This window comes from Fictibacillus nanhaiensis, assembly GCF_042686385.1.
GTDB lineage: Bacteria > Bacillota > Bacilli > Bacillales > Fictibacillaceae > Fictibacillus > Fictibacillus nanhaiensis.
Genome location: NZ_JBHUPF010000006.1, coordinates 1 through 25,853, shown reverse-complemented (window position 1 = coordinate 25,853; position 25,853 = coordinate 1). Strand labels below are relative to the sequence as shown.

Here is a 25,853-nt window from a genome sequence, read left to right as displayed (position 1 = left end):
CTAGTTGATTGTAGTGCAAGGTGCAAGACTCCTGGGGGATCAGCGGGACAGGTGAGACACCTAACAGCGCAGAGCGCTAGGTGGCTCACCGCACGCCCCCCGGAAAGCGAAGCACCTGGAACGGAAATCAACGACTTTCAAAGTTTATTTTTTTAAACATTAAAACGGAAATGAACAACATCTCCATCTTTCATCTCATATTCTTTACCTTCAAGACGAACTTTACCTTTTTCTTTAGCAGCTGCCATGTTCCCTGCAGCCATCAGATCATCATAAGCTACAATCTCTGCACGGATAAATCCTCTTTCAAAATCCGTGTGAATGATACCCGCACATGCAGGAGCCTTCATGCCTTTACGGAACGTCCAAGCGCGAACTTCTTGAACACCTGCTGTAAAGTAAGTAGCTAGACCTAGTAGGGAATAAGAAGCACGGATCAATTTATCAAGACCCGCTTCTTCGATACCGAGTTCACCTAAGAATGCCATCTTTTCGTCGCCATCAAGCTCTGCGATTTCTTCTTCCACTTTTGCACAGATAACGATAACTTCAGCATTTTCACGTGCCGCGTATTCTTTAACGGCTTCAACGTGCTCGTTCGTTCCTTCTAGAAGCTCATCTTCGCTTACGTTAGCCACGTAAAGGATCGGCTTCATTGTAAGAAGGTGCATCGTGTGAACAATCTTCTTCTCTTCAGGTGTTAGATCAACACTTCGTGCCGGAAGTTCTTGCATCAGAGCTTCTTTGATCTTTGAAAGAACAGCAAACTCCGCTACCGCTTCTTTGTCTTTAGACTTCGCAAGCTTTTCAACACGTGCAACACGCTTGTCGATCGACTCTAGATCAGCAAAGATAAGCTCAAGGTTGATAACTTCAATATCATCGATCGGATTCACTTTACCGTGTACGTGCGTGATGTTTTCATCATCAAAACAACGAACAACTTGAAGGATCGCATCTGTTTGACGGATGTGAGATAAGAATTTGTTTCCTAGTCCTTCCCCTTTACTCGCACCTTTTACGATTCCTGCGATATCTGTGAACTCAAAAGTTGTAGGAACTACTTTTTTCGGTTGTACCATCTCTGTTAATTTTTGAAGACGGTTGTCTGGTACTTCAACGATTCCAACGTTCGGATCGATCGTACAGAACGGATAGTTAGCAGATTCAGCACCCGCTTGTGTAATAGCATTAAACAATGTAGATTTACCAACGTTCGGTAAACCAACGATTCCAGTTGTAAGAGCCACTGTTCATTCACTCCTCTGTTTTATATAAAGCTTAGAAATCCTAAGACTTTTCATTGTAATAAAAAAATATCCTTCCCAATTATAGGTTTTATCCTCTTAAAAAACAAGAAGAACCGGGTCGTATAACCCGGCTCTAATGTTTGATCATTTCATTATTAAGTTTTGTTTCACGTGAAACAAAACGTTACTCACCTGGAGATGCTAAAACTTTTTTTATTTTCTTAGCGAACTCCGCTCTTGGCAGCATCACACTATGCTGACATCCCATGCACTTAATCCTGATATCAGCACCCATTCGAATTACTTTCCACCGATTCGTTCCACATGGATGCTGTTTTTTCATTTCTACTTCATCGTGAAGTTGAAATTCTTTTTGTTGCATAATCAGCTCTCCCTTATTTATGTTCTTTTGGTAATGGTTCTTTTTGATACGTGACCATTTTTGGATATGGAATCTCGATCCCCGCAACTTCAAGCTCGTGTTTTAGCGTTTTACGAAGTTCACGAGCGATCTTAAAGTGTGTCATCGGAAGGACCTCTGCCGTAACGCGAATCACTACTTCTGATGCACCGAGCATCTGAACGCCTAATACTTCTGGTTCTTTGACCATCTCAGGATAGTTTGGCTTAGCGTTCTTCACAACTTCTTGAATAATATTTTGAGCTTTATCGATATCCTCTTCATAAGCAATGCTCAAGTCAACGACTGCAATGCTGTTATGAACAGAAAAATTCGTAACTTCTGTGATAGACGAATTCGGCAGGATATGCAATTCTCCTGTCCAACTTTTAATTTTTGTCGTTCTTAATCCAATTTCTTCAACGGTTCCTTCAAAGTTTGTGATTCGTACCGTGTCTCCAACAGAGAACTGATTTTCAAAGATGATGAAAAAACCTGTAATGATATCCTTCACCAGACTTTGAGCACCAAAACCAATCGCTAAACCAACCACTCCAGCACCGGCAAGGATCGCTTTAATGTCTACACCGAACTCCGTTAGGATGGTTAAGATCGCTACAAAGTAAATAACATATGAAGCAACATTATCTAACAGTCTAAATAGGGTGTTCTCTCTTCTCTCACTTAAGCGCAGAGGAGATTTGAGTCGAACTTTAAACACATTAGCGATCGCTGCTTTTACAATATATTTGAAAATTATAGCGAGTATAATGATGCCTACAATTTTTAAGCTAGTCGTAGCAATGCCTGTCCACCATTCTTTATCGGAAAAAATCGTGACGGCTTTCTCTGCAGTTTCCGGTAAGTTCGCACCTGCCAATGGATCATCTTCCTCTCTTTGATTATGAAATTATTTAATCAGCTTTTACTGAGAATATCAAATGTAATTACGTAACCTGCTTTAAGAAAAACTTCTAGAGTTACGAGTGCAGGGGAAACGGGTATAGACTTTAAACAAAAGTCTGTGATTATTGTATTCTACCATGTATAAGAAAAGGATTTCTTCCGTATACTAGTAGAACCATTATAAAGGAGAGGATGTCATGTTCCTCAAACGGAAGCTGGGATTAGGGAAACCCATTCAATATAAATTGCATCACGAAGACAAGGAAGCGATGCTTAGAATCACCGAACAAATTTTACCTATGCTTCCGGAATCAGCTCATCAGCCCGTTGTCGTTGTCTGTATAGGCACAGACAGATCGACAGGTGATGCATTAGGTCCTCTAGTTGGTACCAAGTTGCATAACAAAGATACATTCCCCTTCTTTGTTTACGGCACACTAGATGATCCTGTTCATGCGGTGAATTTAGAAGAAAAGTTAAAGATGATCGCTACTGAGCATCCAGGTGCTTTTGTTATAGGAATTGATGCTTGCTTAGGTCGATTAAACCACGTTGGCATGGTCTCGATCAACGATGGACCTGTTAAACCAGGGGCTGGCGTTAACAAACAGCTGCCGCCTGTTGGTGATATGCACATTACAGGTATCGTAAACGTCAGTGGTTTTATGGAATACTTTGTTCTTCAAAACACACGACTCAGCATTGTCATGAAGATGGCTGATTTGATCGCTGATTCTCTTCATATGGCTTGTTTACGTAAAAAGATTCAACAAAAAAACATGATTGTAAGCACAGAATCTCGTTCACAAGACATTTACAAAATTCAATAGCAAAAGCCGCTTCTAATATTAGAATAGAAGCGGCTTTTTTTGTTTACATCAATCCATGAGAAAACGCTAGAATGCTCTCCCATTTTTCAACGATAAAAACTAAAATCGTTGCGATGAGTAAACCTGGGAGAAGGTTTGCCACACGAATTTTAGTGATGCCAAGTAAATTAAGTCCGATCGCGACGATCATGATCCCACCCGTTCCTGTGACCTCAACGATAAGAGCATCCATCAATTCCTGAGAAACGAAGCGATCGATTTGTGTAGCCATCAAAGCAATCATCCCTTGATATAAAACGACAGGTATAGCGGAGAACATGACTCCTATACCGAGCGTTGAGGTAAACAGGATGGCACAGAAACCATCGATCAGCGCTTTTGTATAAAGAACGTCATGCTGTTGTCTAAGACCACTATCTAGGGCTCCCACGATAGACATCGCTCCTACAACAAACACGAGTGTAGCCGTAACAAAACCGGTAGCAACCGATCCCTTGTCTTGCTTTCCTATCTTCGTCTCGAGCCACTTGCCAATCGCGTTCAATCGCTCTTCAAGATTCCACCACTCACCGAGAGCGCCCCCGACCGCCAAGCTTGCGATCACAATTAAGAACTGCTCGCTCTTCAGACCCATTCCGATCCCCAAAATCGTTACAGCTAATGCCATCGCTTGTAAGATCGTATCTTTATAGCGATCAGAAATATTCGTCCAAAATAAACCTAAAAAGCTTCCTGCAATAATTGCAATACCGTTAACTATCGTTCCTAACAGTGACATTTTTCTATGCTCTCCTATCTAAGTAGGTCATCTATGATCTTTGATAAGCTTGATTCAAGATGGTTACTCTCGTTTATACGTTAGCATTGAAAGTTGATCTCCGTTTCAGATGCTCCAATCAACTTCACAATGGTGAATTTTAATATACATATTTAGAAACTGTTCATCAAAACTCTTTTAGAAAGAGTAAAAAAGAAAACCACCTTAACGATGGTTTTCTGCTTATTTTTCTAATAGCTCTAAAATGCGTTCCAGGTCATCTTGTGAAAAGAATTCGATCTCAATCTTCCCTTTTCGTTTTGATTTCTTAATCGAAACGGATGTGCCAAATCGATCGCGTAAAGATGATTCTTTTTCTTGGAAGAAAACGTTCGCTGGGACTGTTTTTTTCTTTGTTCCACGTGAAACATTCATGTTAATATCAAAGATTAATTTCTCAAGCTGTCTCACGTTTAAGTTTTCATTGATTACGCGATCAACGACAAGCTGCATCTTCGTCTTTTTCTTAAGACCTAGCAATGCTCGTCCATGCCCCATTGATATTTGTCCGTTGGATAGAAGTTCAAGAACAGGTTTTGGCAGCTGAAGCAAACGAATATGGTTTGCGATATGAGGACGACTCTTTCCAACTCGAGAAGCTAACTCTTCTTGTGTCAGTTTTAAGTGTTCCATCAGCTTCTGATAGGCTTGAGCCTCTTCAACAGGATTCAGATCTTCACGCTGCAAGTTCTCGATCAGAGCAACTTCCATCATTTTTTGTTCGTCATAATCTTTTACGATTACAGGGATCACTTTCAATCCGGCTTCTGAAGCGGCGCGGAATCGTCTTTCCCCAAGAACGATCTCAAATCCTTTAATACTTTTTCGTACAACAATGGGTTGAAGAATGCCATGTTCGATAATGGATTCTTTTAATTCTTCAATGGCTTTTTGGTCAAAAACTTTTCGGGGCTGATACGGATTTGGCCTTAGCTCTGATATACTGACTTCTTTGATCTGCTCTTCTTCCCCTGCTTCTGTTGGAGGAAAGAAGGCATGTAGCCCTTTACCTAACCCTTTCACCAATGCCGATCACTTCCTTCGCAAAATCTAAATAAACATCAGCACCTCGGGATTTAGGATCGTAGATGATGATCGGTTTCCCATGACTCGGCGCTTCTGATAGTCTAACGTTTCTTGGTATGATGGTCTCATACACTTTATCTTGAAAATATTTTTTTACTTCTTCAATGACTTGAATCCCTAAGTTTGTACGTGCATCCAGCATGGTAAGCAGCACACCGTCAATCATCAGATCAGTATTTAAATGCTTTTGTACGAGTCGTACTGTGTTTAAAAGCTGACTTAAACCTTCTAGCGCGTAATACTCGCACTGAACAGGTATGATGACTGAGTCAGATGCTGTTAATGAGTTGATGGTAAGCAGTCCTAATGATGGTGGACAATCGATAATTATAAAATCGTAATTGGCACTTACCTTTTCTAACGCTCTTTTCAATCGAACTTCTCGAGAGATCGTTGGTACGAGTTCGATCTCAGCTCCAGCAAGCTGTATCGTCGACGGGAGGATATGTAAACCTTCACAGATGGTCTCGACGATCACGTCTTTTACTTCTACATCCTCGACAAGAACATTGTAGATACACTGGTCGATATCCCCTTTATCTACACCTACGCCACTTGTTGCGTTCCCTTGAGGATCTATGTCTACGAGCAATACTTTTTTACCGAAATATGCTAAGCATGCACCAAGGTTGACCGACGTAGTCGTTTTTCCGACTCCGCCTTTCTGGTTGGCTACTGCAATGGTCTTGGCCACGTTGTCACCTACCTCACTTAAAAACATTCATTATCTATTATTCTATCACGAAGAAAATAAAATAACGTACGGAATTACAGAAAAAGAAGGATTTATTTTGTTGGGTTTTCTACTTATTGATTGTAAATCTGTCTGCTGCAGGAATTTAAGTGGGAAAGAGTTGTAGAAGTAGCATTTTAGGGGTCATAAGTAGATTATTTACTATACGGAGAGGGGTATCATCCTTAAGAATCCCTTAAATTCTAGCATCAATTCAGGAAATTTCCGAATTAATCCCGCGAATTCTTGTCATATATCCGCATGTCTACATCAATCGACATTGACCGACTGCCAGATACCCCACACCCATTCCATTTCAGTCAGCACCCAGCATCATCAAAACAACAAACCATCAAAACAACAAAAAAACCACCAGCTCCTATTCAAGCTGATGGCCTTCTCTTTTTATTTTTTGGGAATACGAATCGTGAACTGATAGAACTCCTCATGTTCTTCTTCTTCTGTGTCGATAGAAAGTCCGCTCTGTACGACCATGTCTACCGATTGTCTTACCGTATTGATCGCGAGTCGCATATCTTTGCTATACGATTTACGGCGTGACTGAGGTTTCTTTTCTGCTGTCTCAGATTCGATCATTCGTTTCACACGTTCTTCCGTTTGCTTCACATTGAGTTGCTTTTCGATGATTTCTTGAAGAACGGCCTCCATCTTTTCAGGAGATTTCAAAACGATCAATGCACGAGCATGACGTTCTGTTACTTTTTTCTGCAAAAGGGCATCTTGAATAGACTGCGGAAGCTTTAACAGACGCAGCTTGTTCGCAATCGTAGACTGACCTTTACCCAACTTTTGAGCAAGGCCTTCTTGTGTGAGTCCGTGCAGTTCTAGAAGCTTAGCATATGCCATCGCTTCTTCGATAGCTGTCAACTCTTCTCGCTGAAGGTTCTCAATAAGTGCTACAGAAGCCGTTTGAGAGTCGTCCATCTCTTTTATGATTGCCGGGATCTTTTCCCATCCAAGCTTTTGGACAGCACGCCACCTACGTTCGCCCGCGATCAGCTCGTATTTGTCGTCGCCGATACCTCGAACAACGATGGGCTGAATGATTCCGTGAGCTTCAATCGTCTGTGATAACTCTTCAATTCGTTCATCTATAAAAACCGTACGAGGCTGAAACCGGTTGGGTATGATTCTTTGAACCGGAAGTTGAAGTACTTCTTCGTTGTCGTTTTTTTCAGCTGGTTCTGGATCTAAGGTTTGCTGGCTCTTTTCGCCGATGCCGAATAAACGTGAAAAAGGATGCTTCATGCGAATACACCACCTTTTGTAATCTGCCTGTTAACTAATTCTTCTCTCTAGTTCAATAATCCTGCAAGTCTGTAAAAATCTTTCTTTTATGTAACAGCTGTGTTTCACATAGAAACACAGCCTAAGATTATGAAATAGGAGATTTGTTTGGTGTTCCTGGTTTACGCGGAAATTTCTTTGGTGTTTCTTTAACTTTATCAATGACAATGATATTGCGTTCGCTCTCCTCGATCGGTAATACGAACGAATGAATATCTTTTACTTTACCGCCTAAAAGTTTGACCGCTTTTTCTCCGTCTCTCACTTCTTCAGGAAGGTTAGCACCTTTCATTCCTAAGAAGTGTCCACCAATTTTCACGAGTGGCAGACAGAGTTCGGAGAGTACCGATAGTCTAGCAACCGCACGAGCTGTCACAAGATCGAACGTTTGTCTGAACTCCGGACGGTGAGCAAAAGTCTCTGCACGGTCATGATAAAGTGACACTTCTTCTAAACCAAGTTCATCTACAACATGCTGTAAGAAGCCGATGCGTTTATTCAGAGAATCAACGACAGTTAGCTTGATTTCTGGGAATGCAATCTTAAGTGGAATAGCTGGAAATCCTGCTCCAGCCCCAACATCACACACCGTGATGTCTTGACTAAAGTCAAAATAAAAACCTGCCGTCACAGAATCATAAAAGTGTTTTAAATACACTTCTTCTTTTTCTGTGATCGCTGTAAGGTTCATTTTTTCGTTCCACACAACGAGCAAGTTATAATACGTTTCAAACTGTGAAAGCTGCTTTTCAGATAAGTCGACTCCCTTTTCTTTTAAGGAAGTTTGAAACAATTCGATATTCATGATTTTCACGTTCCCCCTCAACGGGCGATCTTCGCCAGTTTACCTTGTTCGAGATAGATCAACAGAATCGAGATATCTGCTGGGTTTACCCCTGATACACGTGATGCCTGCCCTACAGAAAGAGGCCGAACTTCGTGAAGTTTTTGTTTCGCTTCTGTCGCTAGTCCATTGATTGCCATGTAATCAAGATCTACGGGAAGCTTCTTGTTTTCCATCTTGCGCATCTTTTCAACTTGTGCGAGCTGTTTATCAATATATCCAGCATATTTCACTTGGATCTCTACCTGCTCCATCACTGTCTCTGGCAATGCTGTTTCAGCTGGGACAAGCTTATGAATGACTGGATATGTGATTTCAGGGCGCTTTAACAAGTTAGCCGCTGACATAGGTTCTTTTAACGGAGTCGATTGTGACTCTGCAAGAACTTGCTGCACGATTTCACTCGGTTTGATCGAAACATGCTCAAGTCGATCTATTTCCTGCGCAATTAATGCTTTCTTCTCTTCAAAGCGTTCGTAACGATCTTGTGGTATCAGTCCGATTTCATGACCTTTTTTCGTTAATCGCAAATCTGCGTTATCGTGTCTAAGAAGTAAACGGTACTCTGCACGCGATGTTAGAAGGCGATAAGGTTCGTTCGTTCCTTTTGTGATCAAGTCGTCGATCAAAACTCCGATGTACGCTTCTGAACGATCAAGCACAAGAGGCTCTTTATCTTGGACTTTTAACGCTGCGTTGATTCCCGCCATAAGTCCTTGACCCGCTGCCTCTTCATATCCGCTCGTTCCGTTCAGTTGTCCAGCTGTAAATAGACCGTTCACGCGCTTCGTCTCAAGAGATGGCCAAAGTTGAGTTGGAACGATCGCATCATACTCAATCGCATATCCTGCACGCATCAACTCTGCTTTTTCAAGACCAGGAATCGTTGCTAAAATTCGTTTCTGCACATCTTCCGGAAGACTTGTTGAAAGACCTTGAACGTATACTTCTTCTGTATTGCGTCCTTCAGGCTCTAAGAAGATCTGATGTCTTGGCTTATCATTGAAACGGACAATCTTATCCTCGATCGATGGACAATATCTCGGTCCAGTACCTTCGATCATTCCGGAATACATCGGTGAACGATGAAGGTTTCCGTTGATCAACTGATGCGTTTCTTCACCTGTATACGTTAGCCAGCAAGGAAGCTGATCTGTGATGAACTCTGTTGTTTCATAAGAAAAAGCACGAGGTACATCGTCACCAGGCTGAATTTCTGTTTTTGAATAATCAATCGTCTTGCTGTTAACACGCGGAGGTGTTCCTGTTTTAAAACGCACCATATCAAAACCTAACTCTTGCAGATGATATGACAAGTTGATAGAAGGAGCCATGTTGTTCGGGCCGCTCTCATATGCGAGTTCTCCGATGATGATCTTCCCTCTTAAGTACGTTCCGGTTGTAAGTACGACCGCTTTTGCCGCGTACTCTGCTCCGGTTTTTGTGATTACCCCTCTACATTCACCGTCTTCGATGATCAGACGCTCTACCATCCCTTGACGCAACGTAAGGTTCTCTGTGTTTTCCATCGTTTTTTTCATTTCATGCTGATACAGATATTTATCCGCTTGCGCGCGCAGCGCACGTACCGCTGGGCCTTTACCTGTGTTCAGCATACGCATTTGAATATGTGTCTTGTCGATGTTGCGCGCCATCTCTCCGCCGAGTGCGTCAACTTCACGAACGACGATCCCTTTAGCCGGTCCGCCTACTGACGGATTACACGGCATATAGGCGACTGTATCTAAGTTCAATGTTAAACATAATGTTTTAGCGCCCATACGTGCAGAAGCAAGTGCTGCTTCAACACCCGCATGTCCAGCACCGACTACGATCACATCAAACGTATCTGCTTTATATCCCATCGTTTTTACCTCCTTTTTTTATTTTCCTAAACAAAATTGAGAGAACAATTGGTCGATCAGACTCTCTGAAACCGTGTCTCCTACGATTTCCCCAAGTATCTCCCAAGCTCTTGTAATATCGATCTGTACCATATCTATAGGTAGATCCGCTTCAATGCCGCCGAGTGCCTCATCAATATGATGAATCGTCTGCTGCAGAAGTGCGATGTGCCTAGAGTTGGATACGTATGTTAAGTCTTGCGCTTCGATACCGCCTGCAAAGAACAAGTTTGCGATCGCTTGCTCTAGTTCATCGATTCCCTCTTCTTTTACTAAAGAGGTTGCGATAACAGGTGAGTTCTCTGCAAGTTTCTTTACTCGATCCATATCTACTTTCATTTCAAGATCTGTTTTATTAATAATTACGATCTTATCTAGTCCTTCAGCTGCACGGAACAAGTTCTCATCTTCATGTGAGAGCACTTCATTCCCATTGATAACAAGAAGAATCAAATCTGCTTCTTTTAGTACTTTCCGCGACTTTTCAACACCGATCTTTTCTACGATGTCTTCTGTCTCACGAATTCCCGCTGTATCCACCAAACGTAACGGCACGCCTCTAACGTTCACGTACTCTTCGATAACGTCACGTGTTGTTCCAGCAATATCCGTAACGATCGCTTTATTCTCATGAACGAGTGCATTCATGAGCGATGACTTACCTACATTCGGTCTTCCAATGATCGCCGTAGACAATCCTTCACGAAGGATCTTACCTTGACTTGCCGTCTGCAATATTGATTCAACTTCTTTTTTTACAGTGAGCAGATTGTTATTCAATAAAGCATGAGTCATCTCTTCTGCGTCATACTCTGGATAATCGATGTTCACTTCTACATGGGCGATCGTTTCTAAAAGAGTTTGTCTAAGACGCATGACGAGTGAAGATAAACGCCCTTCCATCTGGTTGAGGGCAACATTCATCGCTCGGTCTGTCTTCGCTCGAATCAGATCCATGACTGCTTCCGCTTGAGAAAGATCGATCCTGCCATTTAAGAATGCTCGCTTCGTAAATTCTCCTGGCTCCGCTAAGCGCGCTCCTTGCTGAAGAATCAATTGAAGGACTCTATTTACAGAAACTAATCCTCCATGACAGTTGATCTCAACAACATCCTCCCGCGTGAACGTACGCGGTGCACGCATCACGCTGATCATAACTTCTTCTACCGCTTGATCGAGTTTCGGGTCGATCAATTTTCCGTAATGAATCGTATGTGTATCAACTTCAGAGAGACGTTTTGTCCCACTATAAACTTTATCTGCAATGGACACTGCGTCAGGTCCGCTCAACCGAACGATGGCGATTGCCCCTTCTCCCATAGGTGTTGAGATCGCTGTTATCGTGTCAAATTCCATTGTTGTTTCACCTCGGCTTTCCTCTTTCATACGCTCTATATAAATTACCTTTAGTATGGCCTTAAATACTTACTGTGATAAGGTTCTTATAAAAATGGACATAAATATCCACAATAAAAAATAGTGTATCGCATAATGTCCTCACAGTAAAGAAAACGAGGCTGAAATAAAGCTTATAAACGAGCATAAATGTGCTCGCTTGATCGACTAAAATGCGTGGTTGTATCGGTATTTGTTAGTTGATGGACCCAAACAAAAAGCTTCAGAGGATAGCCTCTGAAGCTTTTTTTATCTTTTGCTTGAGGATGTCGGGCGGATTACGACCTTACGAAAAGGTTCTACCCCCTCAGACGTAGTCTCAACATCTCTGTTTTCTTTGAGTGCTAAATGAATCACTTTTCGTTCGTTGGCAGGCATCGGCTCAAAAGCAAAGCTTTTCTTTGTGAAAAACACCTTTTGTGCAGAATGCTCGGCTAAACGCTCGAGTGATTCTTGTCTTCTGGTACGATAGTTTTCAGCATCAAGCACAATTTTCACATGCTTGCTTGCAGGATCAGAGTTTGCAACCATATTCGTTAAAAGCTGAAGCGCATTAAGCGTTTGTCCACGTTTTCCAATTAAAATCGCAATTTTGTCACCGGATAAATCCAGCACAAGATGATCATTTTCCTGTCGCTGTGTGATGGTAACGGGCACTCCCATTTTGGATGTAACATCCTCTAGGTAGTCGATCGCGGATTTAACAGGATCAGCTTTCACTGTTACTTCAACAACTGCTGGCTTCCCGCCAAGTCCAAAGAAACCTTTTTTGGAATCTTCTAGAACGGATATCTCTACTTGATCTTTTGAAGTCTGAAGTTGTTCTAGTGCTGCTGCTACTGCTTCTTCAATCGTTTTCCCTGTTACCTGTACCTTTTTCACTTTTTAGCTCCCCCATCAACTTGGTTTTCTTTCTTTTTCATTGGGGTCGTAATGAAATATGTCTGTCCAATCATGAATATGTTACCGATCACCCAATATAGAGATAGTGCAGCTGGGAAATTAATCGCAAACACAACGATCATTACTGGCATGATGTATAAAAGCATCTTCATCTGTGGGTTTGGATTATCCATTCCACCCATCATGATCTTTTGTTGTAAGAATGTCGTTAAACCGGCTACTAACGGTAAGATATAAAATGGATCCGGATCTCCTAAGTCAAACCAAAGGAAATTATGGTTCGCGATTTCACCCGTACGCATGATCGCATGGTAGAAACCTAAAAGAATCGGCATTTGAATCAATAAAGGTAAACAACCAGCAAGCGGGTTAACTCCGTTCTTCTGGAATAAAGCCATCGTTTCTTGCTGTAATTTCTGTTGTGTGTTCGCATCTTTAGACTTGTACTTTTCGCGAAGCTTTTGAATTTCAGGTTGGATCTCTTGCATCGCTTTTGAACTGCGTGTTTGCTTAATCATTAATGGAAGAAGCGCAGTACGGATGATTAATGTAACAATAATGATCGCTAATCCGTAGTTTTCACCAGTTAGGGTCGCAAAGTATGTGATCAACCATGATAACGGATATACAAAATATGTGTCCCAAATTCCAGTGCTGTCACTAGTAATAGGATCATTCATCGATCCACATCCAGATAGGACAGCCATGAGTGCGAAAAGGGCAATCAGTAAACCTATTTTCTTACGCACACTCTTATCCTCCTTAAAATCATAAATCTTATCTCAATTATTTATTGTCCCTTTTTTCAGGCACGAGGTCAACGCCTCCGGGATGAAAAGGATGGCACTTTGAAATTCTGACAAAAGTTAGCCACATTCCTTTAAATACACCGTGACGCCTGAAAGCTTCTATACCGTAATGCGAGCAGGTCGGATAAAAGCGGCATGAAGGCGGTGTTAGCGGAGAAATCCATAGCTGGTAAAAACGAATAATCCCTATAAATAAGGACCTCATTTTTTTTTACACCCTCTTTTTTAAAACGTTCGCTCTGTTCAAAACATGAAGCAGACTTTTTTCCATCTCGTGAAAGTCCATGTTAGCAGTAGGTATTCTCGCGATAACCACGTAATCCCTGCCTGAAAGAAGCTGTTCACTATATTTATGGAAGATTTCTTTAACCGATCGTTTAATTCTGTTTCTCGTAACGGCTTTTCCAACTTTTTTGCTGACAGAAAGTCCGATTCGAAAAACACGCTGATCTTCTTTTCTTAAACTGTATATTACAAATTGGCGATTAGCCGTTGATTTTCCTTTTTTGAAGACTTCTTGAAATTCCTCATTTTTTTTGATGCGTTGTTCTTTCTTCATTCATTTAACACTCCATCAATTATGCAATCTCATTCCAAAGTCTTTTGTAGCGATCATCACCCAGTATCGGCCTGTTTGGTTCATATAAAACCATTAACTTCGAAAAAACGCCTTCGTACAGAAAATACGGACTCGGAGTGAGCAAAATTCTCTCTATAAAAGTAAAAAAAGACCACTGATGTCAGTGGCCTATGCGGATAACACTTTTCTTCCCTTTTGACGACGGCGAGCTAGAACTTTACGACCGTTCTTAGTAGCCATACGTGCACGGAAACCATGTACCTTCTTACGCTTACGGTTGTTCGGTTGAAATGTAGGTTTCATGTATATTACACCTCCCTGAGGATATCTCTTATAAAAGACAGTCTAATAAAGTATAATGACTGACCCTTAATTTTGTCAAGCTGGATTTTATCTTTGTGTTTTTTTGCAAGTTTTTTGCCTTTGAAAGTGAGGATGTCTGTTTCGAAATGCTAGTGAAGTTCTTGAAAGTAGTTGATTTCCATTCCAGGCTACTCGCTTTCCGCGGGGCAGGCGGTGAGCCACTTGCCGCTATGCGCCCTTAAGTGTCTCACCTGACAGCTTGTCCCGCAGGAGTCTCGCACCCTCCATTCCAATCAACAAACCAAAGAAGTAAATAAAAAACAAAACACTCTTTTAAAATCACACCAAAGAAAGTTTGCAGAGCTGACGATCCACTACAGCTTCCCAATTATCACAGGACAACAATAGCTCCATAATAATCCTTCTACAAGCTTCACCAAAATCTTCATCACCTAACCTGTGGACATCTTTTTCGACATGGTTTTCATTATCCACACCAATTATCGACACGTTTTACACAAAATCTAGTGTTGTGGACAACTTTTCTACACAAGGTATGGGCGTTGTGGATAAGTAACAATAACTCGTTGCCAAGCCTGATTATTTTTGATATGCTAGTTGTGTTTTAACTCGTTAACAACCTGCAACACTAATAAAGTTATTCACAACCTGTGGATAAACTTGTGGACAGGTTTCAAAAGCTGTTATAAAGGTTGTCCACAGATACGGTTTTACTGTTCATAATCCTATTATCTACTATATTAATTATCATTCACATAAGGTGTGGACTTTTTATTTTTATTCATAGGTATTCACTGGGTGTACAATTCTTATACAACAGGGAAATGACTGCTGAAATAGGATGATTCGAAAGAGATAAGGGGGGTAAATTGGTTGGAAAACATAAACGACCTATGGTCCAAAGCACTTGCTGCGATCGAAACAAAAGTCAGTAAGCCTAGCTTTGAGACTTGGTTAAAATCAACAACGGCTCATGCTTTACAAAATGATACGCTTGTCATTACTGCGCCAAATGAGTTTGCCCGTGACTGGCTGGAATCCAGATATGCAGGTATCATTTCAGAGACGCTCCTAGACGTAACAGGAGCAGCACTTGACGTAAAGTTCATCATTCCACAAAATCAGACAGAACTAGACTTAGATCTGGAACTTTCCATGAAAAAAGCCCCAAAAGCAGCAAATGAGCCTCACGAAGAAGTTTCCCAAAGTATGTTGAATCCGAAATATACGTTTGACCGATTCGTTATCGGCTCTGGAAACCGTTTTGCTCATGCCGCTTCATTAGCTGTTGCTGAAGCACCAGCAAAAGCTTACAACCCGCTATTTATTTATGGGGGCGTTGGTTTAGGAAAAACGCATCTTATGCATGCGATCGGCCATTATGTATTAGAACATAATCCTGGGGCGAAGGTTGTTTACCTGTCCTCAGAAAAATTCACGAACGAGTTCATCAATTCGATTCGTGACAATAAAACCGTTGAGTTTCGCAACAAATTTCGCAGCGTGGACGTGCTTTTAATAGATGATATTCAGTTCCTTGCAGGAAAAGAACAAACGCAAGAGGAATTTTTCCATACGTTTAACGCGCTTCATGAAGAAAGCAAACAGATTGTTATCTCTAGTGATCGACCTCCAAAGGAGATTCCGACATTAGAAGACAGACTTCGTTCTCGGTTTGAATGGGGACTTATTACGGATATCACACCTCCTGACTTAGAAACGCGTATTGCGATCTTACGTAAAAAAGCAAAAGCAGAAGGACTAGATATTCCAAACGAAGTGATGCTTTATATAGCGAATCAGATCGATACGAACATTAGAGAACTAGAAGGAGCACTCATTCGTGTTGTTGCTTATTCGTCTCTCATCAACCAAGATATGAATGCAGATCTTGCAGCAGAAGCACTTCGAGACATTATTCCTTCTGCAAAACCAAGAACACTCACTATTCATCACATACAAGAAGTAGTTGGTAAGCATTACAATGTAAAGTTAGAGGATTTTACAGCAAAGAAACGAACAAAGTCTGTTGCTTTTCCTAGACAGATCGCGATGTATCTTTCTCGTGAGCTAACCGATAATTCTTTACCTAAGATCGGTGAGGAATTTGGAGGTCGCGACCATACAACGGTCCTTCATGCTCATGAAAAGATCTCTACTATGCTGATTACGGATCATGTTTTACAAAGAAAAGTGCAAGAAATTCACGATCAGCTGAAATCGAATTAAATAAGTAGCACTGAATACTGTGAATAACTGCAGTCACTTTATACACAGTCTGTCCACATGTGGATAGGCTGTTCTATCTTTGTTTTCTAGGGTTATCCACACATTCACAGCGCCTAGTACTATTACTACTATTTTTTTAAAAGATTTTAATAAATATCAGGGGGGCAAAATAATGAAAGTTAAGATTCAATTAAACCAGTTGATCGAAGCTGTTCAAGATGTAATGAAAGCTGTATCTTCAAGAACAACAATACCGATTCTAACGGGGATTAAAATGGAAGTAACCTATGACGGTGTTCATCTGACTGGTAGTGATTCTGATATTTCCATTGAACGACTGATACCGGTTGAAGAAGGAGATCTTGTACATATCGAAGTGAAACAAGAAGGAAGCGTAGTACTTCCAGCTCGTTATTTTTCAGAGATCGTTAAAAAACTTCCGAATGATTCTGTTGAGATTGAAGTAGGTGAGCGTTTTGAAACGACTCTTCGTTCAGGCGCTTCTGAATTCAGCCTTTTAGGATTAGACCCTGAAGAATACCCGAGATTACCTCAAATCGAAGAGAACTTAGTGTTTGAGATTCAAAGTGATCTTCTAAAAGCAATGATTCGTCAAACTGTCTTTGCGGTGTCCACCTCAGAAACACGCCCTATCCTAACTGGTGTTAACTGGACGTTAACTGATGGTGTTCTAAACTGTATTGCAACAGATAGTCATCGTTTGGCTGAACGTAAAATGCCGATCGATTCTCAAAGTGAAGAGCTTTCTTTTCAGAACGTCGTGATTCCAGGAAAGAGTTTGAACGAACTTTCGAAGATTCTTGATGAAAATGCTGAAAAAGTACAGATCGTTGTAACGAACAATCAGATCTTGTTCAAAGCTAAAAACATCTTATTGTTCTCAAGACTATTAGATGGCAACTATCCGGATACATCAAAATTGATTCCTTCGGAGAGCAAAACAACTTTCGTCTTGAAGACAAAAGAATTCTTACAAGCGATCGACCGTGCTTCTTTATTAGCGAGAGAAGGAAGAAACAACGTCGTGAAACTGGCAACACTCGATAACCAAACAATCGAACTTTCTTCAAATTCCCCAGAGATCGGTAAAGTATTTGAACACATGATCGCAGAGGAAATTGAAGGAGAAGAGCTGAAGATCTCATTCAACGCAAAATATGTGATGGAAGCTCTAAAAGTTATGGATTGCACAGAGATCAGCATCCTGTTTACAGGGGCGATGAGACCGTTTCTTATCCAACCCGTATCCGACGATTCGATCCGCCAATTAATTCTACCTGTAAGAACTTACTAAAATATAAAGCTGCCGGAATCACCGGTGGCTTTCTTTTCTTTCTAAGTCAAACGTTTTTTGGAGAAACTAGTAAGAGTGATATGTTTTTACTAATATTTTCACAACAGATTTTAAGAATTTTAATTTTGAATTTTGTTTATTTAACATCATCGAATATTGATCGGAGTGGAAGGTGCGAGACTCCTGCGGGACAAGCGGTCAGGTGAGACACTTAATGGCGCATAGCGGCAAGTGGCTCACCGCCTGCCCCGCGGAAAGCGAGCAACCTGGAACGCAGATCAACCTTTCAAACACACCAGAGAAACAACCAGGAGGTTTTTTAAAAATGGAAAACGTAAAGATCAACACCGAATTCATCACCCTTCAACAACTGTTGAAAACTACCGATGTCATCCAATCGGGAGGAATGGTAAAATGGTATTTAGCAGAACATGAAGTTCTTGTGAACGGAGAACATGAAACACGCCGAGGTAAGAAACTATATGCGGGTGATGTCGTGTCCATTCCAGAAGTAGGAGAGTTCAAGGTAACAACGGAATAGGGGGTATCCCTTTGCATATCGAAAAGCTTCAGCTTAGGAACTACAGAAACTATAAAGAACAGTCTCTCGAGTTCGAAAATAAGGTCAACGTTTTTCTAGGTGAGAATGCACAAGGAAAAACAAATGTTATGGAATCGATCTATGTTTTGGCCATGGCACGATCCTATCGGACAGCAAAAGATAAAGAGTTGATATCTTGGGACGAAGAATATGCTAAAATAGAGGGTAGCATCAAAAAGAGAAACAGTTCTTTTGATTTAAGTCTCGTCATCTCACAAAAAGGAAAAAAAGCGAAAATCAGCCGCATCGAACAACGCCGGTTGACCGATTACGTTGGACATCTAAATGTGGTTATGTTTGCACCTGAGGATCTTAATCTTGTAAAAGGCAGTCCACAGGTGCGTCGTCGTTTTATTGACATGGAGATTGGCCAAGTGAACGCGGTTTATTTAAATGACCTTTCTGTGTACCAAAAGATTTTGTCTCAGCGAAACTCTTTATTAAGAGAGATGTATCGCAACAAAAGTCAGCAGAACATGACGATGCTCGAGATCTTAACCGAACAGCTTATTGATAAAGCAGCCAGAGTGACGTTGAAACGCATGAAATACATGGAGAAACTTCAAAGTTGGGCAGAACCGATCCATCATGGGATATCCAGGGGGTTGGAAACGTTAAAAATTCATTACAAACCGACTATAGAGGTATGTGATGAGCTCGACTTGTCGAAAATGATAGAAGCGTTTCATCTGAAGTTTGGTAAAATAAAAGAAAAAGAGATTGACCGAGGAACTTCTTTATTTGGTCCTCATCGGGACGATCTGCTTTTTTCAGTGAACGGAAAAGACGTGCAGACATTCGGATCTCAAGGACAACAGAGAACGACTGCTCTATCTTTGAAACTCGCTGAGATCGATCTGATCTATTCAGAAGTCGGGGAATACCCGATCCTATTGTTGGACGATGTGTTATCTGAACTAGACGATTTCAGACAATCACATCTTTTAAATACGATTCAAGGTAAAGTACAAACCTTTGTTACAACGACTAGTGTGGAAGGGATACACCACGAAACACTCGAGAAAGCCGCAACTTACAAAGTTCATGCAGGCTCTATAGAACGTTTGAAATGAGGTGAGGACATTGCTTTTGCATTTAGGTGATGAAGAAGTCATTCATTCAAAAGATGTGTTGGCGATATTGGATATCAATGCGTTAAAGGCTTCTGAGTTAGCTTTAGAGTTTCTTAAAAAGCATGAGAACAATCAGACATTGACCGATTTAAGCGGAAATGCTGCAAAATCCGTAATCATTACAGATAAAACGATCTATCTATCTCCTCTTTCTGCCTCTACGTTAAAAAAGAGAGCCTCTGATCGCCTTGAACTTGAAAATGGCTGGAATATAAAATAAAGGTTTTATAAATAAAGCGTTTTTAAACCGGAATGAAGGTGAACGAATTGACGACTGAACAACAGTTAGAACAACAGCAAAATTATGATGAAAGTAATATCCAGGTACTCGAAGGTCTTGAAGCCGTCCGTAAACGTCCAGGGATGTATATCGGTGCTACGAACGTACGCGGTCTTCATCATCTAGTATGGGAGATCGTCGATAACTCGATCGATGAAGCCCTAGCAGGTTATTGTGACACGATCCAAATTACGATTGAAGAAGATAACAGCATCACGGTAGAAGATAACGGACGTGGAATCCCAGTAGGTATGCATGAAAAGATGGGAAGACCAGCTCTAGAAGTTATCATGACGGTTCTCCATGCCGGAGGAAAATTTGGCGGTGGAGGTTACAAAGTATCAGGCGGACTGCATGGTGTTGGTGCCTCAGTAGTTAACGCTTTATCCACGATGCTTGAAGTAACCGTATCTCGTGATGGTAAGCTGCATTATCAGTCTTACGAACGCGGCGTGCCGACTGCAGATCTTAAAGTGATCGGCGAAACAGACAAGACAGGTACTCGTACTCACTTCAAACCAGACCCTGAAATTTTTACTGAAACATTAGAATATGATTTCCCTACACTCTCAAACCGTATTCGAGAACTTGCTTATTTGAACCGTGGTCTTCGCATCATCGCTGAAGACAAACGCGGTGAAGAGCCAGTTGTTAAGGAATACCACTATGAAGGCGGGATCAAATCTTATGTGGAGCACATCAACCGCACGCGCGAAGTGCTGCATGAAGAACCGATCTTCGTTGAAGGGGAAAAGGACGGCATCTCGGTTGAGATCGCGTTCCAATACAACGACAGCTACGCAAGCAACATCTATTCGTTTGCGAACAATATCAATACACATGAAGGCGGTACGCACGAGTCAGGGTTCAAAACAGCTCTTACGCGTGTGATCAATGATTATGGCCGTAAGAACAATCTGTTCAAAGACAACGATACGAACTTAACGGGTGAAGATGTTCGTGAAGGTCTAACAGCGATCATCTCGATCAAACATCCTGATCCTCAGTTCGAAGGGCAAACGAAAACGAAGCTCGGAAACTCTGAAGCAAGACAGATCACAGAATCCATCTTCTCAGAGACGTTTTCATCTTTCATGCTAGAGAATCCGGTCGTTGCTAAATCGATCGTTGAAAAAGGGATGATGGCACTTCGTGCGCGTGTTGCTGCTAAAAAAGCACGTGAATTAACACGACGTAAGAGTGCGTTAGAAGTATCGTCGTTGCCTGGTAAACTGGCAGACTGTTCTTCAAAAGATGCAAGCATCTCTGAGATCTATGTGGTTGAGGGTGACTCTGCCGGTGGATCGGCTAAGCAAGGACGTGACCGTCATTTCCAAGCGATCTTGCCACTTCGCGGTAAGATCATCAACGTTGAAAAAGCACGACTTGATAAGATTCTTTCTAATAACGAGGTTCGTGCGATCATTACTGCTCTAGGAACAGGAATCGGTGATGAGTTTGATATTACGAAAGCTCGTTATCATAAGATCATCATCATGACAGATGCCGATGTCGATGGTGCACATATCCGTACGTTGCTTCTAACGTTCTTTTTCAGATATATGCGTCCGATCATTGAGCACGGCTATATCTATATCGCACAGCCACCGCTTTATAAAATACAGCAAGGTAAGCGTATCGAGTATGCCTACAACGATAAAGAGCTTGAAAAGTTACTGGCTGAACTTCCGCAAGTTCCTAAGCCGCAGCTTCAGCGCTACAAGGGTCTAGGAGAGATGAACCCATCTCAGTTATGGGAAACAACAATGGATCCTGAGACACGTACATTGCTACAGGTTGAAATGAAAGATGCGATGGCAGCGGATGAAACGTTCGATATCTTAATGGGCGACAAAGTTGAACCGCGCCGTGACTTCATCCAAGAAAACGCACAATATGTGACGAACTTAGATATTTAAGCAAGGCACGCATGCGTTAAGCAGTTACGTTAAAGTACAACATCATATAAAATGCTTAGCGGTTACGCCGCGAAAGCTGAACATAAAAGATACTGAAGCTGGACAAGGTCCAGTTTCGGTGCGTTTAAGCGCCGAATGAGGGGGCTTTAAAAACCTGTTCTAAAGGGTTATGGAGGTAGAATGAATGTCTGAAATGGAACGTTCCCGGATTAAAGAAATTAATATTAGTACGGAAATGAAAGCATCATTCATGGATTATGCCATGAGTGTTATTGTCAGCCGAGCTTTGCCAGATGTGCGTGACGGATTAAAGCCTGTTCACAGACGTATTCTTTATGCGATGAACGATCTTGGTATGACGGCTGATAAAGCATACAAAAAGTCTGCTCGTATCGTTGGGGAAGTAATCGGTAAGTACCACCCTCACGGTGACTCTGCTGTATACGACACGATGGTTCGTATGGCACAAGATTTCAACTTCCGCCACATGCTGATCGACGGCCATGGTAACTTCGGTTCGGTCGACGGCGATGCAGCGGCAGCGATGCGTTATACAGAAGCACGTATGTCTAAGATCGCCATGGAGATGGTGCGAGACATCAACAAAGACACGATCGGTTACAAAGACAACTATGATGGATCTGAACAAGAACCGGTTGTCTTACCTGCTCGTTTCCCGAACTTGCTCGTTAACGGTGCTGCAGGTATCGCGGTTGGTATGGCGACGAACATTCCCCCGCATCAATTAGGTGAAGTGATCGACGGTATATTAGCAGTAAGTGAAAATCCGGATATCACGATTCCTGAATTGATGGAAATTATCCCAGGCCCAGACTTTCCAACGGCAGGTGAAATTTTAGGACGTGAAGGAATTCGTAAAGCGTACACAACTGGAAGAGGTTCTATCATTATCCGCGCAAAAGCAGAAATCGAAGAGATGCCAAGCGGAAAACAAGCGATTATCGTAACGGAGCTTCCTTACCAAGTAAACAAAGCTCGTTTGATCGAAAAGATCGCTGAGCTCGTTCGCGACAAGAAGATCGAGGGTATCACGGATCTTCGTGATGAGTCTGACCGTAACGGTATGCGTATCGTGATGGAGATACGCCGTGATGCGAATGCGAATGTTATTTTAAATAATTTATATAAACAGACAGCTCTACAGACAAGCTTTGGTATCAATATGCTTGCCCTTGTTGATGGCCATCCAAAAGTTCTTAACATCAAAGAGTGTTTGTATCATTACCTGAAACATCAGCAAGTCATCATCCGTCGCCGTACGGAATTTGATCTTAAAAAAGCAGAAGCAAGAGCTCATATCCTAGAAGGTCTTCGTATCGCACTTGATCACCTTGATGAAGTTATTGCACTTATCCGTGGATCAAGAACAACGGATCTTGCACGTGAAGGCTTAATGGAAAAGTTTGAACTAAGCTACGAGCAATCTCAGGCGATCTTAGATATGAGATTGCAGCGTTTAACAGGTTTAGAGCGAGATAAGATCGAGAACGAATACAACGATCTGGTTGCTTTGATTACAGAATTGAGAGCGATTCTTGCAGATGAAGAAAAAATCTTGGAGATTATTCGTACAGAGCTTATCGAGATCAAAGAAAAGTACGACAACCCTAGACGTACGATCATCTCTGTAGGATTTAATAGTATTGAAGACGAAGATCTGATTCCTCGTTCAAATATCGTTATTACATTAACGAACAAAGGCTATATCAAGCGCCTTCCGATTTCTACTTACCGTTCACAGCGTCGTGGTGGTAAAGGAATCCAAGGAATGGGCACGAGTGAGGATGACTTTGTTGAACAGCTGTTTACGACAAATACACACAACTATATCCTGTTCTTCACAAATAAAGGGAAGGCTTATAGGCTAAAAGGCTACGAGATTCCTGAATACGGAAGAACAGCAAAAGGTATCCCGATCATCAACTTGCTGCAGATCGAGCAAGGTGAAACGATCTCTGCTGTCATTCCTGTAGAAGATATGGAAAGTGATGAGATCTACCTGAACTTCATGACGAAGCAAGGAATCACGAAGCGTTCTCCGTTATCAGCTTATAGCAACATTCGTAAAGGTGGTCTTTTCGCGATCAACCTACGTGAAGAAGATGAGTTGATGGGCGTTCGTTTAACAGATGGAACAAAAGATATCATCGTCGGAACGAAACAAGGAATGTCGATCCGTTATCAAGAGACTGACGTTCGATCGATGGGTAGAACCGCAACAGGTGTTAAAGCGATTACTCTTGGTGATGACGATGCGGTTGTAGGTATGGAAGTCTTAGATGAAACACAAGATATCTTAATCGTTACAGACCGAGGTTACGGAAAACGTACACCTATGAGCGAATACCGTCTTCAATCACGTGGTGGTAAAGGAATTAAAACCGTAAACATCACAGAAAAGAACGGTCCGGTTGTTACACTTAAGACCGTAACGGATGAAGAAGACCTCATGATCATTACAGCAAAAGGAATCATCATTCGCATGAACATCTCAGGCATCTCCCAAATGGGACGAAACACTCAAGGTGTCAGGTTGATGACCATGAATGATACGAATCACGTAGCAACAGTAGCTGTTGTAGAACGTGAGGAAGAAACGGATGAGTTGCTGGATGAGGAAGGTAACCCAATCATCACAGAAGGTGAAGAAAGTATAGCACCTGCTGAAGAAACTACAGCTCCAGAAACAGATACAAACGAAGAGAATAACGAATAATTTCTAAAAAGAGGAAAATGTAGATTCATTTTCCTCTTTTTTATATGTAAAATAAAATTATGACCTTCCAAATAAAAGGAGCTTTTTTGTATGAAGATAAAAACGAGTCAAGCTAAGGCCGGGCAATTGCTGGTTCAGGATGTCTTCTCCATGACGAATCAGCCGATCGTCAATAAAAACACGAGATTGAATACCGAGCACCTGCGCGTACTTACTCGTTTTCAAATCGATGAGATAGATGTTTTGAATGAATCATCGTCTGGTATGAATACAACACAACGAGTAAAAGACCCACTGAGTAATAGAAGCGATGCGACGACTTCAGAAGAACGATTCCAAATCCATAAGCCTGGTAAAGATGAGCTCACTTTTCCAGCACTATATATGCAAACGGTAAAACGGTATAAACAATTGTTCACAAACTGGCAATCTGGTAGTCCCGTCGATATGCTCGAAGTACGCCAAAGTGTTCTACCTGTATTAGAGATGGGATCGACTGTACCGAAAGAGATCCTATTGCTGCACCACTACGCTACAAGTGCTGATTATATGTATCACCATTTGATCGCTGTAGGCATCCTAAGCACGTTCTTAGCTAAAAAGTTAAACTTCTCTAGCGGAGACTGCATACAGATCGGTCTAGCCGGTGTGCTGTCCGATTGCGGAATGGCAAAAGTCCAGCCCACTTTATTAAAAAAGAGCGGGTCATTAACAACAGCTGAATTTGATGAAGTAAAGAAACATACGATTCAAGGCTATAACATGCTGAAAAAGATTCCCTCTATTAAAGAAGGTGTTCTTCTCGGTGTTCTTCAACATCACGAACGAACAGATGGATCAGGCTATCCTCTAAAAGTAAAAGGAAATAAGCTTCATCCATTTAGTAAGATTCTAGCGGTTGCTGATGTCTACTTAGCCATGACTGCTGAGCGACCTTACCGAAGCAAGCAATCTCCGTTCAAGGTGCTTGAGATGATGATGAAAGATCAGTTTGGGAAATTTGATCATCAAGTGATGCAAGCCATGTTAGCCGGACTTTCTACTTTATCAGTGGGCAGCCGTGTCAGACTTACAAACTATGATATCGGTGAGATCGTATTTATAGAAGAAAGCCAACCGACCAGACCAATGATTAAGTTAGAGGAAAGCGGCGATATCATCGCACTTAAAAATCGTAACGATCTATTTATAGAAGAGCTTCTATCCTAGGATAGAAGTTTTTTAAATTTAGGTATTGCCACGGGTTGGTAACCGTGGTAAACTAATCAAGCTGTCTTAGAAAACAGCACATTACAAACTGTTAGCGCGATGAAATGTTTCACAATGAAATGTTTTTGAAAAAGTTTTAAAAAGCTATTGACTCTAGCGCTTCAGCGTGGTATATTATTAAAGTCGCCAAAACAAAACGGCGCATGAAACACACAGTTCTTTGAAAACTGAACAAAAGAAATAGGTAAGGAATTAAGAATTAATTCCGTCAGTTTTAAAATCGAGCAAGACAAACACTTTTATGGAGAGTTTGATCCTGGCTCAGGATGAACGCTGGCGGC

24 protein-coding genes are annotated in these 25,853 nt (G+C 41.6%); 9 read left to right on the top strand and 15 right to left on the bottom strand.

Annotated elements, in window-relative coordinates; translation table 11 throughout:
* Window positions 1-152: 152 nt before the first annotated feature.
* The 3 genes from ychF to ACFS5O_RS03910 all read right to left on the bottom strand — a co-directional run bounded on the left by ychF (window position 153) and on the right by ACFS5O_RS03910 (window position 2,530).
* Window positions 153-1,250 (bottom strand): redox-regulated ATPase YchF, encoded by a 1,098-nt coding sequence (ychF, locus tag ACFS5O_RS03920; protein ID WP_144696568.1) that lies wholly within the window; start codon window positions 1,248-1,250, stop codon window positions 153-155.
* A gap of 184 nt (window positions 1,251-1,434) precedes the next feature.
* A complete protein-coding gene (locus ACFS5O_RS03915; protein ID WP_137791311.1) occupies window positions 1,435-1,632 on the bottom strand; it encodes a DUF951 domain-containing protein in 198 nt (65 codons plus the stop codon).
* Window positions 1,633-1,645: 13 nt separating this feature from the next.
* Entirely contained in the window at window positions 1,646-2,530 is an 885-nt protein-coding gene (locus ACFS5O_RS03910; RefSeq protein WP_231607313.1) for a mechanosensitive ion channel family protein, read from the bottom strand.
* Between the two features lie 223 nt (window positions 2,531-2,753).
* On the opposite strand from ACFS5O_RS03910, the gene yyaC reads away from it, so the two are divergent.
* Entirely contained in the window at window positions 2,754-3,386 is a 633-nt protein-coding gene (gene yyaC, locus ACFS5O_RS03905; RefSeq protein ID WP_153236843.1) for a spore protease YyaC, read from the top strand.
* Window positions 3,387-3,429: 43 nt separating this feature from the next.
* Here the strand turns inward: yyaC and ACFS5O_RS03900 are convergent, their stop codons facing one another.
* The 12 genes from ACFS5O_RS03900 to rpmH form a co-directional block, all read right to left on the bottom strand.
* Complete coding sequence (locus ACFS5O_RS03900; protein WP_205724781.1) at window positions 3,430-4,164, bottom strand: DUF554 domain-containing protein; 735 nt, start codon at window positions 4,162-4,164, stop codon at window positions 3,430-3,432.
* 222 nt (window positions 4,165-4,386) lie between these two features.
* Window positions 4,387-5,229, bottom strand: coding sequence for a ParB/RepB/Spo0J family partition protein (locus ACFS5O_RS03895; protein ID WP_205724780.1), 843 nt, complete (start codon window positions 5,227-5,229; stop codon window positions 4,387-4,389).
* The gene (locus ACFS5O_RS03890; protein ID WP_066399544.1) at window positions 5,210-5,983 is read right to left on the bottom strand and encodes a ParA family protein; all 774 of its coding nucleotides are present in this window, start codon (window positions 5,981-5,983) and stop codon (window positions 5,210-5,212) included. The genes ACFS5O_RS03895 and ACFS5O_RS03890 overlap by 20 nt, the downstream gene beginning before the upstream one ends.
* A 444-nt stretch (window positions 5,984-6,427) precedes the next feature.
* The gene (gene noc, locus ACFS5O_RS03885) at window positions 6,428-7,291 is read right to left on the bottom strand and encodes a nucleoid occlusion protein (protein WP_066399545.1); all 864 of its coding nucleotides are present in this window, start codon (window positions 7,289-7,291) and stop codon (window positions 6,428-6,430) included.
* A gap of 127 nt (window positions 7,292-7,418) precedes the next feature.
* On the bottom strand, window positions 7,419-8,135 hold the full coding sequence (gene rsmG, locus ACFS5O_RS03880; RefSeq protein ID WP_205724779.1) for a 16S rRNA (guanine(527)-N(7))-methyltransferase RsmG: 717 nt from the start codon (window positions 8,133-8,135) through the stop codon (window positions 7,419-7,421).
* 17 nt (window positions 8,136-8,152) lie between these two features.
* Window positions 8,153-10,039 (bottom strand): tRNA uridine-5-carboxymethylaminomethyl(34) synthesis enzyme MnmG, encoded by a 1,887-nt coding sequence (gene mnmG, locus ACFS5O_RS03875; protein ID WP_205724778.1) that lies wholly within the window; start codon window positions 10,037-10,039, stop codon window positions 8,153-8,155.
* Between the two features lie 18 nt (window positions 10,040-10,057).
* Window positions 10,058-11,434 (bottom strand): tRNA uridine-5-carboxymethylaminomethyl(34) synthesis GTPase MnmE, encoded by a 1,377-nt coding sequence (gene mnmE / locus ACFS5O_RS03870; RefSeq protein ID WP_205724777.1) that lies wholly within the window; start codon window positions 11,432-11,434, stop codon window positions 10,058-10,060.
* Window positions 11,435-11,722: 288 nt separating this feature from the next.
* A complete protein-coding gene (gene jag, locus ACFS5O_RS03865) occupies window positions 11,723-12,355 on the bottom strand; it encodes an RNA-binding cell elongation regulator Jag/EloR (RefSeq protein WP_205724776.1) in 633 nt (210 codons plus the stop codon).
* The gene (gene spoIIIJ, locus ACFS5O_RS03860) at window positions 12,352-13,125 is read right to left on the bottom strand and encodes a YidC family membrane integrase SpoIIIJ (RefSeq protein WP_066399557.1); all 774 of its coding nucleotides are present in this window, start codon (window positions 13,123-13,125) and stop codon (window positions 12,352-12,354) included. The genes jag and spoIIIJ overlap by 4 nt, the downstream gene beginning before the upstream one ends.
* 37 nt (window positions 13,126-13,162) lie before the next feature.
* A complete protein-coding gene (gene yidD / locus ACFS5O_RS03855) occupies window positions 13,163-13,390 on the bottom strand; it encodes a membrane protein insertion efficiency factor YidD (protein WP_082861542.1) in 228 nt (75 codons plus the stop codon).
* Window positions 13,391-13,396: 6 nt separating this feature from the next.
* The gene (rnpA, locus tag ACFS5O_RS03850) at window positions 13,397-13,744 is read right to left on the bottom strand and encodes a ribonuclease P protein component (protein WP_205724775.1); all 348 of its coding nucleotides are present in this window, start codon (window positions 13,742-13,744) and stop codon (window positions 13,397-13,399) included.
* Window positions 13,745-13,933: 189 nt separating this feature from the next.
* Complete coding sequence (rpmH, locus tag ACFS5O_RS03845; protein ID WP_007201576.1) at window positions 13,934-14,068, bottom strand: 50S ribosomal protein L34; 135 nt, start codon at window positions 14,066-14,068, stop codon at window positions 13,934-13,936.
* A gap of 894 nt (window positions 14,069-14,962) precedes the next feature.
* Between rpmH and dnaA the strand changes: the two genes are divergently transcribed.
* The 8 genes from dnaA to ACFS5O_RS03805 all read left to right on the top strand — a co-directional run bounded on the left by dnaA (window position 14,963) and on the right by ACFS5O_RS03805 (window position 25,512).
* Complete coding sequence (gene dnaA, locus ACFS5O_RS03840) at window positions 14,963-16,318, top strand: chromosomal replication initiator protein DnaA (protein ID WP_066399562.1); 1,356 nt, start codon at window positions 14,963-14,965, stop codon at window positions 16,316-16,318.
* 172 nt (window positions 16,319-16,490) lie between these two features.
* Complete coding sequence (gene dnaN, locus ACFS5O_RS03835; RefSeq protein ID WP_066399565.1) at window positions 16,491-17,633, top strand: DNA polymerase III subunit beta; 1,143 nt, start codon at window positions 16,491-16,493, stop codon at window positions 17,631-17,633.
* 325 nt (window positions 17,634-17,958) lie between these two features.
* On the top strand, window positions 17,959-18,174 hold the full coding sequence (yaaA, locus tag ACFS5O_RS03830) for a S4 domain-containing protein YaaA (RefSeq protein ID WP_066399568.1): 216 nt from the start codon (window positions 17,959-17,961) through the stop codon (window positions 18,172-18,174).
* An 11-nt stretch (window positions 18,175-18,185) separates the two neighbouring features.
* Window positions 18,186-19,307: a DNA replication/repair protein RecF gene (recF, locus tag ACFS5O_RS03825; RefSeq protein WP_066399570.1), complete on the top strand. Its 1,122-nt coding sequence runs from the start codon at window positions 18,186-18,188 to the stop codon at window positions 19,305-19,307.
* A 10-nt stretch (window positions 19,308-19,317) separates the two neighbouring features.
* Entirely contained in the window at window positions 19,318-19,587 is a 270-nt protein-coding gene (gene remB, locus ACFS5O_RS03820) for an extracellular matrix regulator RemB (protein WP_066399572.1), read from the top strand.
* A gap of 32 nt (window positions 19,588-19,619) precedes the next feature.
* Window positions 19,620-21,566 (top strand): DNA topoisomerase (ATP-hydrolyzing) subunit B, encoded by a 1,947-nt coding sequence (gene gyrB, locus ACFS5O_RS03815; protein ID WP_205724774.1) that lies wholly within the window; start codon window positions 19,620-19,622, stop codon window positions 21,564-21,566.
* Window positions 21,567-21,750: 184 nt separating this feature from the next.
* Window positions 21,751-24,303, top strand: coding sequence for a DNA gyrase subunit A (gene gyrA, locus ACFS5O_RS03810; RefSeq protein ID WP_205724773.1), 2,553 nt, complete (start codon window positions 21,751-21,753; stop codon window positions 24,301-24,303).
* Window positions 24,304-24,393: 90 nt separating this feature from the next.
* Entirely contained in the window at window positions 24,394-25,512 is a 1,119-nt protein-coding gene (locus ACFS5O_RS03805; RefSeq protein WP_205724772.1) for an HD-GYP domain-containing protein, read from the top strand.
* Window positions 25,513-25,853: the final 341 nt, after the last annotated feature.